Consider the following 14,509-nt stretch of genomic DNA (forward strand, 5'->3'; position numbering starts at 1 on the left):
ACTAGCCCGGCGGCTCCACCGCGACGACCGCGCTGGCCGGCTGCGAATTGACGGCTGCCCGCACCGTGACCTTGCCGCCGAGCATGACGCCGGCCGGCAGCGGCACGCTCCACTGGCCCGTGCGGCCCGCGAGCGCATAGCCGAGCAGGCCGCGCGTGAGCGGGTACGTGTGACCATCGCCGGTCACGAGTTCGACGGACGCCAGTTGCGCGCGCCGCGTGCCGGCGTTGCGCACCCGCAGCACCCAGCCGCCGTTGTTGCGCAGCAGCGCCCAGTCGAGCTGCGGCGCGCCTTCGGCGGCAGGCTCGACGAACACCGGAATCGAATAGCGCAGCCGGATCGACACGCCGTTGGCCGGCGTTTCGCCCGGCGGCGGCAATTCGTCGATCAGCAGCCGGTAGGCCTGCTCGGTCCGGGATGGCACGCGCGATGCGCGCACCACGCGGATCAGTTGCTCGGACTGGGTGCCGACCTCGATCAGCGGCGGGCTGGCCAGCAGATCCTGCGTGGGCGTCAGCGTGTCCTGGCCATCGGCCTGGTTCCAGAGGAACACGCGCACCTGTCCGTACACCGGGCGTTCGCCCGGATTGCGCAGGGTGATCCCGCTGGCCGTGTCGTCGGCGCCGAATTCGATCGTGACGGGGGAAATCTGCAGCGACGCGGCGTGCGCGGCGCCGGCCGCGCACAGCAGCGCGACGAGCGTTCGACGGAATGCGGTCATGCGATGCGGCGCCGGTCAGAAGTAGACGGTTGCGGTGACGGTCGTCTGATAGGTATCCGGTTTCGGCGTCGCCTGCGCGGGCACCTGGCCGTAGACGGTAATTGACTGTGCTGCGCCCGTGCCGGTGCCGGCCACGGTGTTCGTGCCTTGCGTGTTTCCCCAGATCGTCGTGCGCCCGGCGTCCTGGTAGAGCTGGAAGTCGACGGTCGTCGTCGTGTTGCCGGTGGCCGTGCCGGCCATCAGGCGGCTCGCGACGGTCGAACCGGTGACCGTGCCGGCGTCGAGGCCGACGTTGTACGGCGTCGTATTGGTGCAGGTGACGCTCACGGTCGTCTGCTGGTTGATCGCGGTGGCCAGCACCCCGTTGGTGCCGAACGCGAGCGGGCTCGCGGCGATCGTGCAGTTCGGCTGAAGCGTCAGCGTGACGGTGAAGGTGGCGGTCGCGGTGCCGTTCGAATAGGTGGCTGCGTCGGCGGCGGGTGTCGACAGGCCGATTGACAGCGCGAGCGACAATGTCATGGAAGCGATGGCGACTTTCACACTGATCCCTCATCGATCGATTTTTCGTTGGATTTATGCCGCGCTTGATCGTGCTGCTTTTTCGCAAATCCTGATACGAATCGGCAATTCTTTCAATCTTTAAATTCACTCTGTTTCATTTTGTTACATTTAATGGGGCTATTGATTGAATAAAGGTCGGGAGTATTTCGTTTTTCGATTTTTCGTGTGGGATTCGCATATATCATTACCTTGCATCGCAGCAAAAGCGGGTAATTCATGCGGGGTTCGAGACTGTTTGGCGGGCCGATTGGGTGGGGCGAGCCGGCCGGCGGTGAATGGGGTAAGTAATGTGCTGGATGCGGTGAAGAAGAAATGAAAGTGAATCATGTGAATGAATTGAGTCGTATTTCACTCCGCAAATGTATTGAATCGGGGGGCTGAAAGATTGGAGAAGATTCAGGATATTTTCCGATTGATGCGCGCTGGATCGGAATGGACCGTGGAAAACGAAAACGGCCGCATTGAGCGGCCGTGACCATGCGTCGGTACGGATTGGCGGTCCGGCATGCATGCCGGTGCGCGACGTGTCGCGATTACGAATTCGCGGCGGCCGGTGCGCGGCGCTGCTGCGCGATCTGCAGGAAGACCAGTGCGAGCCCGGCCGCGGCAATCAGCCCGCCGACGAGCGGCACGGCCGCATAACCGAAGCCCGCCGACAGCGCCGCGCCGCCGGCGGCCGCGCCGAGTGCGTTGCCGAGGTTGAACGCGCCGATGTTGACGGCCGACGCGAGGCCCGGCGCTTCATGGGCCGCCCGCATCACGCGCATCTGCAGCGGCGGCACGACCGCGAACGTGGCGATACCCCACACGAGCAGCGTGACGGCGGCGCCGGCATGCGTGCGGGCGAGCACCGGGAACGCGGCCATCGTGGCGATCAGCAACAGCAGGAAACCGATCAGCGTGCCGTCGAGCGAGCGGTCGGCGAGGCGCCCGCCCGCGATGTTGCCGATCGAGAAGCCGACGCCGATCAGCACCAGCATCGCGGTCACGAAGCCGGGTGTCGCACCGGTCACGTGTTCGAGCGTCGGCGCGACATACGTATAGAGCGTAAACATCGCGCCGGCGCCGAGCACGGTCGTCCCGAGCGCACCGAGCACGACGGGGCGCGTCAGTACCGAGAGTTCCGCACGCAGGTCGGGCATCGTGCCGGCTTCGCCCTTCGGCAGCGCGGCGAACAGCCCGGCGATCGCAACCAGGCCGAGGCCCGCGGTCGCCGCGAACGACATGCGCCAGCCGATGATCTGGCCGAGCCAGGTCGCGGCCGGCACGCCGCCGACGTTCGCGATCGTGAGACCCATGAACATCGTCGCGACCGCGCTGGCCTGCTTTTCGCGCGGCACGAGGCTGGCTGCGACCACCGAGCCTAGTCCGAAGAAGGCGCCGTGGTTGAGGCTCGTCACGAGGCGGGCGAGCAGCAGCGTCGTGTAGTCGGGCGCGAACGCCGACAGCAGGTTGCCGATCGTGAAGATCGACATCAGCGCGATCAGTGCCGAACGGCGCGACCAGCGCGCGAGCAGCAGCGTCATCAGCGGCGCGCCGACCATCACGCCGATCGCATACGCGCTGATCAGCATGCCGGCCTGCGGAATCGACACGTGCACGCCGTCGGCGATCACGGGCAGCAGGCCCATCGGCGAGAACTCGGTCGTGCCGATGCCGAACGCACCGGCGGCCAGTGCCAGCAGCGGCAGTGCGGCGCTGCCGCCGGGGCGGGAAGGAGAGGAAGTCGTGGAGTTCACGCGATGGGCTCCTGTAATCGAGGGACAACGACCGGCACGGGGCCGTTGAGGACAGGACGAAGTGTGCCTGCATGACTTTTGCGGAAAAAGCCATGTGCGGACGAAATTATCTTGATTTCATGTCAACAATGCAGCGGGCGCTTGAAGCCGGTGGCGGAGCGGGTGAAAGCGATGTTCTTGTGAAAGATTTTCGTAAAGATCGGCGGGCGGCTTCAGGCCCGGCGATCGCGATCCATCGACGCTCCGACGCGGACTGACGGTCGCTCCCGCCGGATGAACCGGAAGCCGTCCACAGACTGCCCGGCGACGGGTGGCCGCGCAGATCGGACGGGCCGTTCAGGCGGCTGGCATCACGCCTGGCGAATCTCGCATCATCACCGCAAACTCTTTGCCCACAAGGATCGCGGGCAAAAAAAGCCCCGATCACAGGGGGACCGTGACCGGGGCGGAAACGCATCCTCTCTTTGGCACGAGGGTTGGATGCGCGCGCAGTATATTTCGAGCCATGACGATTCGAATCGACGTTAAACGGCTGTTTTTGGTGCCAATTTAAAAACACCGGTGCGATGGCGTCGCGCGTTATCTTTTTGAAAGAATTTGCGCAAAAATGATGCGGTTGTTTAGCGTGTTTCGACAGCCGAAGCGACGGTTGGATGAAAGGGGATTCCGCCGGCATTCGGCACCGCGAATCGGGGCGCTCGAGTGCCGGGCGAGGTCGCCGCAGCTGCCGCCTGTTCAGCCCGCTCGGCCCGCTCAGCCCGCTTCGCCGGCCGCATCGCGCACGGCCGCGAGAAACCGCGCGACGACGGGCGACGGTGGCACGGCCGCACCGTCGAACACGAACTCGATGTCGAAGCGGCTCGCGAGTTCGTCGAGCGCGATGAGCCGGACCGTGTGCGGGCAGGTCGGCGACGCGCTTTCCGGCACGAATGCACAGCCCATCCCGGCCGCGACGAGGCCGATCAATGTCGGAATGTCGCTGCCGACCTGCGCGATGCGCGGCGTGAAGCCGGCCTGCTGGCACTGCGCCATCAGGAACCGGTGGTGCGCGGCGGAGCGCTGCGCGTCGAACCAGACGAACGGCTCGTTCGCGACGTCGGCCAGCGCGCGCGGCGAGGTGAAGCGGCCGCCCGGCGGCGCGGGCATCGCGAGCACGAAGCGGTCGCTGAGCAGCCGCACGCCCGACAGGTGCGGCGCCTCGTCCCGGCGCCACGCCATGATTCCGCCGTCGAGCTGGCCGCGCATCAGCGCGTTCGCCTGTTCGGCCGACAGCATCGGCGCGATCGACAGCTTCACGTCCGGGCATGCGTCGCGAAACGCCTTGAGGACGGTTCCGACGACGGGCAGCGGCAGGCAGTTCGGCAGCGCACCGAGCCGCAGTTCGCCCAACTGCCCGGCCGCGCTGCGCAGTGCGCGCTCACGGCTGTCCTGCAGCGTCGCGAGCAGGCCGGTCGCGTCCTGCAGGAAACTGGCGCCGGCCGCCGTGAGCGTGACGCCCGTTGCGCGGCGCACCAGCAGCGGCGTGCCGATCGCGTCCTCGAGTTCGCGGATCTGTCGCGACAGCGCGGGCTGGACGATGCCGGCCGCGCGGGCGCCGGCCATTACGCTGCCGGCTTGCGCGACGGCCACGAAGTAGCGCAGGTGACGAAATTCGATCTGGCGCATGCGGCATCCGTTCAGGGTCATCGATATACCTGCAGAGCATAGCAAACGCCATTCGATGGTATTGGAAAGCATGGGTGGCGTGCCGTACGATGACCGTCATTGCCGCTCGCCGTTGCACGTCGCGTGCGTTCTCTCCGTTCCCATTGGTCCTGCCCCATGCCGCTTCATATTCCGACCCCTTATATCCGCTCGCAAATCGCATCCCGCCGGTTCGGCAGGACCGTCCGGCTGAAGCTCGATGCGCTGCAGCCGTCTGGCTCGTTCAAGTTGCGCGGCATCGGCGCAGTCTGCGAAGCGCGGCATGCGGCCGGCGCGCGGCGCTTCGTGTCGTCGTCGGGCGGCAACGCGGGCATCGCGGTCGCGTATTGCGGCCGCGAACTCGGCGTGCCGGTGCTCGTCGTCGTACCGGAAAGCGCGTCGGCCCGTGCGCGCGAGCTGATCCGCGTCGAGGGCGCCGAGCTCGTCGTGCACGGTGCGAGCTGGGCCGAGGCGAACGCGTTCGCGCAGTCGGCGCTCGGCGAGCACGATGCGTTCGTGCATCCGTTCGACGATCGCGTGCTGTGGCAGGGCCACGCGACGATGATCGACGAGATGGCGGCGGCCGGGCCGAAGCCCGACGCGATCGTGCTCGCGGTTGGCGGAGGCGGGTTGCTGTGCGGCGTGCTCGAAGGGCTGGCGCGCAACGGCTGGCACGACGTGCCGGTGGTCACGGCCGAAACGGAAGGCGCCGACTGCTATGCGCGCTCGCTCGCGCAGGGGCAGGTGGTCGAATTGCCGGCGATCACGAGCATCGCGACGTCGCTCGGCGCGAAGCGTCCGTGCGACGCGGCGGTCGAATGGGCCGCACGACACGAGATTCACCCGGTTGTCGTGTCCGATGCCGATGCGGTGGCCGCGTCACTCCGATTCCTCGACGAGCACCGGATCGTCGTCGAGCCCGCGTGCGGTGCTGCGCTGGCCGTGCTCGAGCGGCCGGTGCCCGTGCTCGCGTCGGCGAAGGATATCGCAGTGATCGTCTGCGGCGGCGTGACGGCGACCGTCGAGCAGATGCAGACGCTGCGCGCGACGTTGCGGTAGGCGGGGTAGCCGGCGCCAGCCGGTTTGTCGTGGGATGGCCGGATGGCGGTCGACGACGAATGTCACCGTGATCGCCTGCGGTGGCGTGACGGCGACCGTCGATCCCGGCGAACGTCGGCATCGGCCGTGTGTGTCCGTCGCGAAGCATCGAAGCAATGTCAGCGACCCGACGGGTAGGCCGCCGGCGGCGCAGCATTTCCGTGATGAATGAAAGGGAAGGATGCGTATCGTCGCACGGTGCCGGTTGTGGCCGCGCGCGACGATACGGACGGGCCGGTCAGTGTGCGGCCGGTGCGCTCGCGCCGGACGGTGCGGACGATGCGACGGGATTGGCGGCAGCGGGCGCAGGCGATGCGCTTGCCGGAGTCGATGCCGATGCCGATACGGGCGCCGAAGCGGTGGGTGCGGGTGCAGGCGCGACCGGTGCCGGTGTTGCAGCCGCCGGTGCCGATACGACAGGTGTCGATGCTGCCGCGGCAGGTGACGATGCCGGGCCGGAGGCGGAAGCCGGCACGGGGGCCGAAGCCGGCGTGGATGCCGGCCCGGACGCCTGTGCGGGCGTCGACGACGCGGCTGCCGCAGGCGCCGCACCCGAAGCCGATACCGACCCCGAACCCGACGCTGCCACCGGTGCGGCAGCCCGCATCGCCGCCGGCGCGACCACGGCCGACGCGGCGGCCGGCACGGCGTTTGCCCCCGACTCGGGCGCGACCGCCGGCAACGAAAGCGGCACCGGCGCCGCGGGCGGCGTCGGCACGACCGGGGTCGTCATCTTCATCGGCTCGCCCTGCGGCGTCGGCGCGGGTTCGGGCAGCGGCGTGACGGGCTCCTTCTCGGCGGCCTTGACGGTCGCACGGTCGCGGCGGGCCGGGTCGATCTTCAGGAAATGCTCGACGAGATTGAAGAAGCGCTCATAGAACACGCCGGCGGGAATCGTCTCGCTGGCGGTCTTGACGAGCGCGTCATCGCTCGACCCGATCGGCAGCGACAGCGAGCCGAACACGCTCAAGCCCACGCTGGCCGACGTATTCGACTTCTTCAGCGTGTAGCGATCCTGCACCGCATTCACGTACGCGATGCTCGACGAGCCGTCCGCGTTCGCGTCCGCGCACACGACGTGAAACTCGATCACGACGTGCATGTCGTTGTTCGGCTGGAAATTCTTGCTGCCGTCGACCGCATCGCTGCGCGACGACGACACCACATAGCCCTGGCTCAGCAGCGCGCGCCGCGCGGCCTCGCAGGCTGCGTCGGATTTCGAGTGGAACGTATGCGCGTACGGGCTGCTGGTCGCGTCGAACTGTTCCTGCTGGTAGATCGGCTTGGGCGGCGACGAGCACGCCGCCAGCACGGTCGCGGCCGCGAGCGCGCACGAAACGGAAAACAGGCGAAATCGGTTGTGCATGGCGTCTTTCAGAAGGCTTGGCGAGAGCTCGCGCAACGGCGGTGCCTGGATGAAGCGCGCGGCAATCTCGTAAGGCCGGGGCGCCATTATAGTTTCGTTTGATGTCGCGCTCGCTTCAGTCGGCCGGTGCGCGGCGTGCGGCGGCCAGCAATTGCGACGTCAGCGGATGGTGTTCGCCGCGTCGCGAGCGGATCGCGTGGATCTCCTCGGTCACGTCGCCGGCCCGCCCGAGCCGCCGCAACCCGCGCAGCAGCGACGCATCGTTCGCGCCGAGTTCGCTCAGCGGGAACACGCCGAGGCCGCGCGCCGCGAACACGGCCATCAGCGCGCTGTCCTCGAATTCCCCCGCCACGCGCGGCACGATCCGTTCCCCCTCCAGCCACCGGTCGAGGCGCGCGCGCAGCGCCGAATGCGCGGTCGGCAACAGCACGGGCAGGTCGGCCAGGCACAGCGGAAAGTGCTGCCGCGCGGCCGGCGTGACCAGCGATGCGGGGCCATACCAGTCGACCGGCGACGCGACGAGCCGCTCGCTCGTCACGCGCAGGTTCGAACCGGACGGCGCGCCCTGGCCGGCCAGCACCAGATCGAGATGATGCAGCGCCAGCTCCGCGAGGAGCGCATCGTGCTCGCCTTCGTGGCACAGCAGCCGTAACGTGGGGGTATCCAGCACGGGCGAGAGGATCGCGTGCGCGGCGAGCTTGGAAATGCCGTCCGCGAGGCCGACCGCGAGCCGCACGGTCGGCTGGCTGGCCGCCGCGCGCACTTCGTCGGGAATCAGCCGCCCCATCTCGAAGATCGCCTCCGCGCGCGCAAACGCGGCCTGGCCGGCGTCGGTCATCGTGACGCCGCGCCCGGCCGGGCGCAGCAACTGGTGCCCGAGCGCTTTTTCGAGCTCGCGCACCTGCGCGCTGATGGTCTGCACGGCCATGTCGAGCCGCGCGGCCGCGCGCGCGAAGCCGCCTTCCTTCACGACGACCCAGAAGTAGTACAGATGTCGGAAATTGAGCATCGGATCGTGATTTCGGAAAAACCGAACCAAAAATCAGATTCTCTCTGATTTTTTCGAAGTTCGGGGCGGCCTATGATCTGGCTTTCCACTTTCGTATCGGCCCATTTCATGGACTACCTGCTGACGCTTGCCGTTGACCCCGCCGTCTGGGCGGCGCTCCTGACGCTCGTCGTGATGGAAGTCGTGCTCGGCATCGACAACCTGATCTTCATCTCGATCCTCAGCAACAAGCTGCCCGAAGCGCAGCGCGCCCGCACGCAGCGCCTCGGCAGCGCGCTCGCGCTGGTGATGCGCCTCGCGCTGCTCGGCAGCGTCGCGTGGATCGCGAGCCTCACCGAACCGGTGTTCACGCTGTTCGGCCATGCGTTCTCGTGGCGCGACCTGATCCTGCTGTCGGGCGGCCTGTTCCTCGTGTGGAAGGCGACCACCGAGATCCATCACCACGTGTCGCGCGACGGTGAAGGCGCGGGCGGTGCCGGCGGTGCGGTCGGCCTGACGATGTGGGCCGCGATCGGCCAGATCGTGATGCTCGACATCGTGTTCTCGATCGACAGCATCGTGACCGCGATCGGCATGACCGAGCACGTGCCGATCATGTTCGTCGCGGTGATCGTCGCCGTCGCCGTGATGCTGTTCGCTGCACAGCCGCTCGCACGTTTCATCGACCGCAACCCGACCATCGTGATGCTCGCGCTGTCGTTCCTGGTCGTGATCGGCATGACGCTGATTGCCGAAGGTTTCGGTTCGCACGTGCCGAAGGGTTACATCTACGCGGCGATGGCGTTCTCGGCTTTCGTCGAAGGCATGAACATGCTGGCGCGGCGCGCGAAGGCGAAGCGCTCGGCACCGACGGAAGGCCACTGAGCTGCCGCGCGTGACTCGGCTGCCGCTGCGGCGGCCGGCGTCACGCGCGTCATCCGGACTCATCCGGAATCCAGACGAAATTCGCACGGAAAGGAGAAGCGCGATGAAATGCCCTGTCTGCAAGACGCCCGACCTGTTGATGGCCGAGCGCCAGTCGATCGAGATCGACTACTGTCCGACCTGCCGCGGCGTGTGGCTCGATCGTGGTGAGCTCGACAAGCTGATCGCGCGCGAAACCGGCGATGCGCCAGCGCGTCGCGACGAGCCGCCCGTGCGGCACGATGCGCAAGCGCCGCGCGGCCACGACGGCGGGTGGGGGCGCGACGCTCGCTCGCATGACAGCCGTGACCGATACGATGGCCGCTCGCACGACGATCGCTACAAGCACGACGGCCAGCGTCGCAAGAAATCCGTGTTCGACCTGTTCGACTTCGACTGATTGCGCCGCATGTCGCAGAAAAGCCCCGCCGGGCGCGTACCCGGCGGGGCTTTTTCATACGTGCGGGAGGATCGCCCGCCCGGGAACTTACGCGTTGCCGGCCGTCACGTCGATACGGCGCGGCCGGGTTTCCTCGCGGCGCGGAATCGTCAGCGTCAGCACGCCGTCGCGCAGGTTCGCGTCGATCCTCGACGTGTCGAGATCCGGGCTCAGCACGAAGCTGCGCGCATAGCGCGTCGTGCGGATTTCGGCATGTCGCACGCGCAGGTCGGCCGGCGTGTCGATATGCGTGTCGGCTTCGATCGTCAGCGTGTTGTCGTGCACCTTCACGTCGAGATTCTCGCGCGGCACGCCGGGCAGGTCGGCCCGCAGCGTGACGCCGAGATGATTCTCGACGATGTCGACGGCCGGCGTGATCGCGGGACGGCGGGCCGCTTCGGCGGCAGCGGGGTGGACGGTGTTCGTCTGACGCTCGGCCAGGATCGGGTTCGTATTCATGTCGGTATCCTGAATATTATTGAACGGTGATCGCACGCGGCTTCGATGCCTCGCGCCGGCCGACGCGAATCAGCAGGCAGCCGTTTTCGTAGCGGGCGCTGACCTGGTCGGGATCCGCGTCCCGCGGCAGCTCGACGACACGGCGGAATGCGCCGTGGAAGCGTTCCTGCGCATAGGTGCGCAGATCGTCGCCTTCGCCGCGCGGCGCAGGCTTGCGCTCGCCGCTGATCGTCAGCAGGTCCTTGTCGATCGACACGTCGAAGTCGGCCGCGGCCATGCCGGGGGCGAACGCGACGATCTCGATGGCGCCGTCGGTGGCGCCGACGTTGAGCGCGGGAAAGGCGCCAGGCCGTACCGCGCGAATGCCGGCCGGACGATCGCCGAGCAGGTTGGCCATTTGCCGCTGCACGCGGGCGAATTCGTCGAACAGGTCGCTGCCGAAATGGATACCGCTCATGTTGGTCCTCCTGAACAGGGAACGCGGGAGACGTGACGGCGCGACGCCTGCGGCGGGCGCGTCGTGGAAGCTCCACTGGGTCGAAACGGGGGCAGTGCGTTGCATGTTGCACTGCCCGACGACGCGTAATTAGTGGCAGCCGAAGCGCATTTCAAGAGGGAATCTGCAATCTGCATCAATGCAGGCCCGCGCGATTCGATGCGACAATCGCCGCGATGTTTTTGCAGACCAACGACACGGGACAATCATGGACATTCGACGCATCGCGATCGTCGGCGCCGGCGTGATCGGCGCAAGCTGGGCCGCCTTCTATCTGACGCAAGGCTTTGAAGTCGTCGCGACCGATCCGGCGCCGCAAGCCGACGCGCGGTTGCGCGACGCACTCGCCGCGTTTCTCGGCGACCGGGCCGCCGAACTTTCCGCGCGGCTGTCGTTCGACGCCGATCTCGTGCGCGCGCTCGACGGCGTCGACTTCGTGCAGGAGAACGGCCCGGAGCGGCTCGACCTGAAGCGCGAGTTGTACCGGCGGATGGACGACGTGCTGCCCGCGCACGTGCCGATCGCATCGAGTTCGTCGGGCCTGAAGATGTCGGACATCCAGACCGCGTGCGACAAGCACCCGGAGCGTTGCCTGATCGCGCATCCGTTCAATCCGCCGCACCTGATTCCGCTCGTCGAGCTGGTCGGCGGCGATGCCACCAGCCAGGACGTGATCTCACGCGTGAAGGATTTCTACGATGCGCTCGGCAAGCAGACGATCGTCCTCAACAAGGAGATGACCGGCCATGTCGCGAACCGGCTCGCGGCCGCGCTGTTCCGCGAGGTGTATCACCTCGTCGGCGAAGGTGTCGTGAGCGTCGCCGATGCGGACAAGGCTGTCGCATGGGGGCCCGGCCTGCGCTGGGGGTTGATGGGGCAGTGCCTGACCTATCACCTCGGCGGCGGCGCGGGCGGGATCGCGCACTTTCTCGAACACCTGTCGGGGCCGATCACGAGCTGGTGGGACGATCTCGGCACGCCTTCATTCGACCCGGAAGTCGATCGCAAGCTGAACGACGCATTGCGCGCGATCCAGGGCGAGCATTCGATGCAGGAACTGGCGGCCGAACGTGACCGCCTGCTCGTCGAGCTGATCGACGCGCGGCGCCGCAGCTTCCTGCCGTGATTGCGCGGCGGCGTCGCGTACGGGCTGCGGCCGGCTACTGCTGCGCGGCGGTTTGCGGTGCCTGCGGCGTCTGCGCGAGCCACGCCGGGCTCGCGGCCTGCACCAGTTCGCGGTTGCGCGCGCGGGTCGCGGCGTTCGGCGGGTAGTTGCCGTCGTTCGTCGGCAGTTCGCCGTCGAGATAGGCCTGCTTGAGTTGTGCAATGACTTCCGCGCGGGTCAGCCCCTGCGCGGGCGCCGCGGCGTCGGACGTCTGGGCAAAGACGGGGGACAGCAGCGCGGCGGCGGCGGTCGCGACGGCGAATCGCAAGACTTTCATGGCGTGCTCCGATCAAGGGGACGGGACACCGGATGCGCGCGGCGGCTGGCCGTGCGTTCCGATGGGTCCCATTGTCGCGAGCGGGTGCTGCGCGGACGATGACGCGTTCCGGGCAAAGCTGTCAGGTGCGGGCGTGGGTGCGGGTGCGGGTGCGCTTGCGTACGGCGCATCCCGGTACGGTTACAACTCCGACGCCGCCGCGATCAGCGTGGCTTCGAGTGCGAGCGTCGAACGCGACGCAGCCGCCGGCCGGTCGATCACGTATTCGAGTTCGCCGAGTTCGGGCAACCCGGCGTCGAGCCGCGCGAGCCCGGCCGGAATCACGTAGCCGGCGAATGCGCTGACGCCGAGCCCCGCGCTCGCGGCCGCGCGCAGCACCGCGATGCTGCTGCTCACGACGGCGATCCGGTAAGGGCGGCCGACCGCCTCGAGCGATTCGAGCACGCGGCGGCGCGACACACTCGGCTCCGGATGCATCGCGAGCGGCAGCACGGCCTCGTGGCCGGTGATCCGCGAATCGGGGCCGGTGCACCAGTACAGCGGTTCGCTGCGGATCACGCGGCCGCGCCGGCTGCCGGCGACGCGCTTCGCGAACACGAGATCGTGCCGCCCCTCGTCGAGCGCGTCGAACAGGTCGCCCGACAGCCCCGTCGAGATCGCGAGCTCGACTTCCGGATTGCGCTGCACGAAGCTCGCGAGTGCGGCCGTCAGGTGCGCCGACGCGAAATCCTCCGACATCGCGAGCCGCACCTTGCCCGACAGCGGCGGCCCGCATACCGACGTGACGGCCTCGTCCATCAGTTCGAGAATGCGCACCGCGTAGCGGAACAGCGCGTCGCCGTGCTGCGACAGGTGCACGTTGCGCGTGTCGCGCTCGAACAGCGGCCGGTCGAGCAGCTCCTCGAGGCGCCGGATGTGCTGGCTGACGGTCGACTGCGACAGGCTCACGCGCTCGGATGCGGCGGTGAAACTGCCGGACTGGGCGACGGCGACGAAGCTGCGCAGCAGCTCGGGCGGTAACGGACGCATTGCTAAATCCACTGAATCGGTTTCGACAACTTCATAAATGGCCGGATATTGCGGCGCTAGTATCGGATCACGCCCCGGTGCGGCCCGCAGCGGGGCGCACCGGACGCGTAACCCGCGTCGTGCCGGCGGCTGCTTCATTCAGTCTACGGCATCCGGCGTCCGGCCCGTAACCGCATCATCCCATCGACCCCCGAGAACGCGCTCGCACGACGAGCCGCCGGGCCGCGGCGCACCGCCGCAGGAGACACGCCCGGCACGGGATCGGCGGGCAAGGTTCGGCTCCTGCTGGCGGCAATGTGCCCGTCACGAAGAGACTGGAGACGACTCATGATCATCTACGGAACCGCGCTGCTGGCGTTCTGCCACCTGGCCGGACTGTTCCTTGGCGACCTGCTCGGCAGCGCGATCGGCGTGAAGACCAACGTCGGCGGCGTCGGTATCGCGATGCTGCTGCTGATCTGCCTGCGCCTGTGGCTGCACCGCCGAGGCTGGCTGCCGAAGGAGACCGAGGCCGGCGTCGGTTTCTGGGGCGCGATGTACATCCCCGTCGTGGTCGCGATGGCCGCGAACCAGAACGTCGTCGCCGCGCTGAAGGGCGGCCCGGTTGCGCTGCTGGCCGCAGTCGCCGCGGTCGCGATCTGCGCATGCTGCATCGCGGTACTGGTGCGCACCGGGCGCGACGACACGGCCTTCGCGGGCGTGCCGCAGTTCGAAGAACAGTAACGGAGGCCGCCATGCTGCAGATGCTCGAAAAAACCGTCGCCCACAACGGGCTCGTCGCGTCGTTCGCGCTGGTCGGCCTGATCATGTGGCTGTCGTCGATTGCGTCGCGCAAGCTCACGTTCGGCCGCGTGCACGGCTCGGCGATCGCGATCGTGATCGGTCTCGTGCTGGCCTATGTCGGCGGCGCATTCACCGGCGGCGAGAAGGGGCTGGCCGACGTCAAGCTGTTCGCCGGCATCGGCCTGATGGGCGGCGCGATGCTGCGCGATTTCGCGATCGTCGCGACCGCGTTCGAAGTGCAGCCCGCCGAGGCGCGCAAGGCCGGGCTGATCGGCGTCTTGTCGCTGCTGCTCGGCACCGTGCTGCCGTTCATCGTCGGCGCGTGCATCGCGCGCGCATTCGGCTATACCGACGCGGTCAGCATGACGACGATCGGCGCGGGCGCGGTCACCTACATCGTCGGCCCCGTGACGGGCGCGGCGATCGGCGCAAGCTCCGACGTGATCGCGCTCAGCATCGCAACGGGGCTCGTCAAGGCGATCATCGTGATGGTCGGCACGCCGGTCGCGGCCAACTTCATGGGCTTGAAGACGCCGCGCTCCGCGATGATCTTCGGCGGCCTGGCCGGCACGGTCAGCGGCGTGAGCGCGGGGCTCGCGGCGACCGACCGCCGGCTCGTGCCGTACGGCGCGCTGGTCGCGACGTTCCATACCGGCGTCGGCTGCCTGCTCGGGCCCTCGCTGCTGTTCTTCACGACGCGCGCGCTGGTCGGTGCGTAGGGCGATGCGTAGGGCGATGCGACGCGGCCCGCATGCGGGCCGCATCCATCGCGGCGTCCTCT

General features: G+C 68.0%; 17 protein-coding genes. 7 read left to right on the plus strand and 10 right to left on the minus strand.

Translation table 11 applies throughout. From position 1 onward, the window contains the following. Nucleotide 1: 1 nt before the first annotated feature. The 3 genes from FFS49_RS13135 to FFS49_RS13145 form a co-directional block, all read right to left on the minus strand. Entirely contained in the window at nt 2-721 is a 720-nt protein-coding gene (locus FFS49_RS13135) for a molecular chaperone (RefSeq protein ID WP_105815725.1), read from the minus strand. Between the two features lie 15 nt (nt 722-736). Further along, nucleotides 737-1,240, minus strand: coding sequence for a spore coat U domain-containing protein (locus FFS49_RS13140; RefSeq protein ID WP_105815726.1), 504 nt, complete (start codon nt 1,238-1,240; stop codon nt 737-739). 575 nt (nt 1,241-1,815) lie between these two features. Continuing rightward, a complete protein-coding gene (locus tag FFS49_RS13145) occupies nt 1,816-3,021 on the minus strand; it encodes an MFS transporter (protein ID WP_105815727.1) in 1,206 nt (401 codons plus the stop codon). A gap of 71 nt (nt 3,022-3,092) precedes the next feature. On the opposite strand from FFS49_RS13145, the gene FFS49_RS13150 reads away from it, so the two are divergent. After that, nucleotides 3,093-3,278, plus strand: a complete 186-nt coding sequence (locus FFS49_RS13150) for a hypothetical protein (RefSeq protein ID WP_137910115.1) — start codon at nt 3,093-3,095, stop codon at nt 3,276-3,278. Between the two features lie 496 nt (nt 3,279-3,774). Here FFS49_RS13150 and FFS49_RS13155 read toward each other — a convergent pair whose 3' ends face one another. After that, on the minus strand, nt 3,775-4,686 hold the full coding sequence (locus tag FFS49_RS13155; protein WP_105815763.1) for a LysR family transcriptional regulator: 912 nt from the start codon (nt 4,684-4,686) through the stop codon (nt 3,775-3,777). 156 nt (nt 4,687-4,842) lie between these two features. On the opposite strand from FFS49_RS13155, the gene FFS49_RS13160 reads away from it, so the two are divergent. Beyond that, the gene (locus FFS49_RS13160; protein WP_105815728.1) at nt 4,843-5,763 is read left to right on the plus strand and encodes a pyridoxal-phosphate dependent enzyme; all 921 of its coding nucleotides are present in this window, start codon (nt 4,843-4,845) and stop codon (nt 5,761-5,763) included. Nucleotides 5,764-6,040: 277 nt separating this feature from the next. Here FFS49_RS13160 and FFS49_RS13165 read toward each other — a convergent pair whose 3' ends face one another. Next, on the minus strand, nt 6,041-7,168 hold the full coding sequence (locus tag FFS49_RS13165; protein WP_105815764.1) for a DUF2242 domain-containing protein: 1,128 nt from the start codon (nt 7,166-7,168) through the stop codon (nt 6,041-6,043). 115 nt (nt 7,169-7,283) lie between these two features. After that, nucleotides 7,284-8,177: a LysR family transcriptional regulator gene (locus FFS49_RS13170; RefSeq protein WP_105815729.1), complete on the minus strand. Its 894-nt coding sequence runs from the start codon at nt 8,175-8,177 to the stop codon at nt 7,284-7,286. 108 nt (nt 8,178-8,285) lie between these two features. On the opposite strand from FFS49_RS13170, the gene FFS49_RS13175 reads away from it, so the two are divergent. After that, nucleotides 8,286-9,041 carry a TerC family protein gene (locus FFS49_RS13175; RefSeq protein ID WP_137951007.1) on the plus strand — a complete coding sequence of 252 codons (756 nt, stop codon included), beginning with the start codon at nt 8,286-8,288 and terminating at the stop codon, nt 9,039-9,041. Nucleotides 9,042-9,144: 103 nt separating this feature from the next. Next, complete coding sequence (locus FFS49_RS13180) at nt 9,145-9,480, plus strand: zf-TFIIB domain-containing protein (RefSeq protein WP_105815731.1); 336 nt, start codon at nt 9,145-9,147, stop codon at nt 9,478-9,480. Nucleotides 9,481-9,567: 87 nt separating this feature from the next. Here the strand turns inward: FFS49_RS13180 and FFS49_RS13185 are convergent, their stop codons facing one another. Continuing rightward, a complete protein-coding gene (locus FFS49_RS13185; protein ID WP_105815732.1) occupies nt 9,568-9,978 on the minus strand; it encodes an Hsp20/alpha crystallin family protein in 411 nt (136 codons plus the stop codon). 16 nt (nt 9,979-9,994) lie between these two features. Then, complete coding sequence (locus FFS49_RS13190) at nt 9,995-10,435, minus strand: Hsp20/alpha crystallin family protein (RefSeq protein ID WP_039352404.1); 441 nt, start codon at nt 10,433-10,435, stop codon at nt 9,995-9,997. 247 nt (nt 10,436-10,682) lie between these two features. Here FFS49_RS13190 and FFS49_RS13195 point away from each other — a divergent pair, with 247 nt between their 5' ends. Continuing rightward, nucleotides 10,683-11,600 carry a 3-hydroxyacyl-CoA dehydrogenase NAD-binding domain-containing protein gene (locus tag FFS49_RS13195; protein ID WP_039352407.1) on the plus strand — a complete coding sequence of 306 codons (918 nt, stop codon included), beginning with the start codon at nt 10,683-10,685 and terminating at the stop codon, nt 11,598-11,600. Nucleotides 11,601-11,634: 34 nt separating this feature from the next. Here FFS49_RS13195 and FFS49_RS13200 read toward each other — a convergent pair whose 3' ends face one another. Both FFS49_RS13200 and FFS49_RS13205 read right to left on the minus strand, forming a co-directional pair. Then, nucleotides 11,635-11,916, minus strand: a complete 282-nt coding sequence (locus FFS49_RS13200; protein WP_071334231.1) for a DUF4148 domain-containing protein — start codon at nt 11,914-11,916, stop codon at nt 11,635-11,637. Nucleotides 11,917-12,096: 180 nt separating this feature from the next. Beyond that, on the minus strand, nt 12,097-12,945 hold the full coding sequence (locus FFS49_RS13205; RefSeq protein ID WP_039352412.1) for a LysR substrate-binding domain-containing protein: 849 nt from the start codon (nt 12,943-12,945) through the stop codon (nt 12,097-12,099). 327 nt (nt 12,946-13,272) lie between these two features. Here FFS49_RS13205 and madL point away from each other — a divergent pair, with 327 nt between their 5' ends. Together madL and madM are read left to right on the plus strand one after the other, a co-directional pair. Continuing rightward, a complete protein-coding gene (madL, locus tag FFS49_RS13210; RefSeq protein WP_039352428.1) occupies nt 13,273-13,668 on the plus strand; it encodes a malonate transporter subunit MadL in 396 nt (131 codons plus the stop codon). Between the two features lie 11 nt (nt 13,669-13,679). After that, nucleotides 13,680-14,447, plus strand: coding sequence for a malonate transporter subunit MadM (madM, locus tag FFS49_RS13215; RefSeq protein WP_105815733.1), 768 nt, complete (start codon nt 13,680-13,682; stop codon nt 14,445-14,447). The last annotated feature ends 62 nt before the right edge of the window (nt 14,448-14,509 follow it).

Origin of the sequence: Burkholderia sp. 4NA327C6 (assembly GCF_005502655.1) — a bacterium.
Lineage (GTDB): Bacteria > Pseudomonadota > Gammaproteobacteria > Burkholderiales > Burkholderiaceae > Burkholderia > Burkholderia contaminans.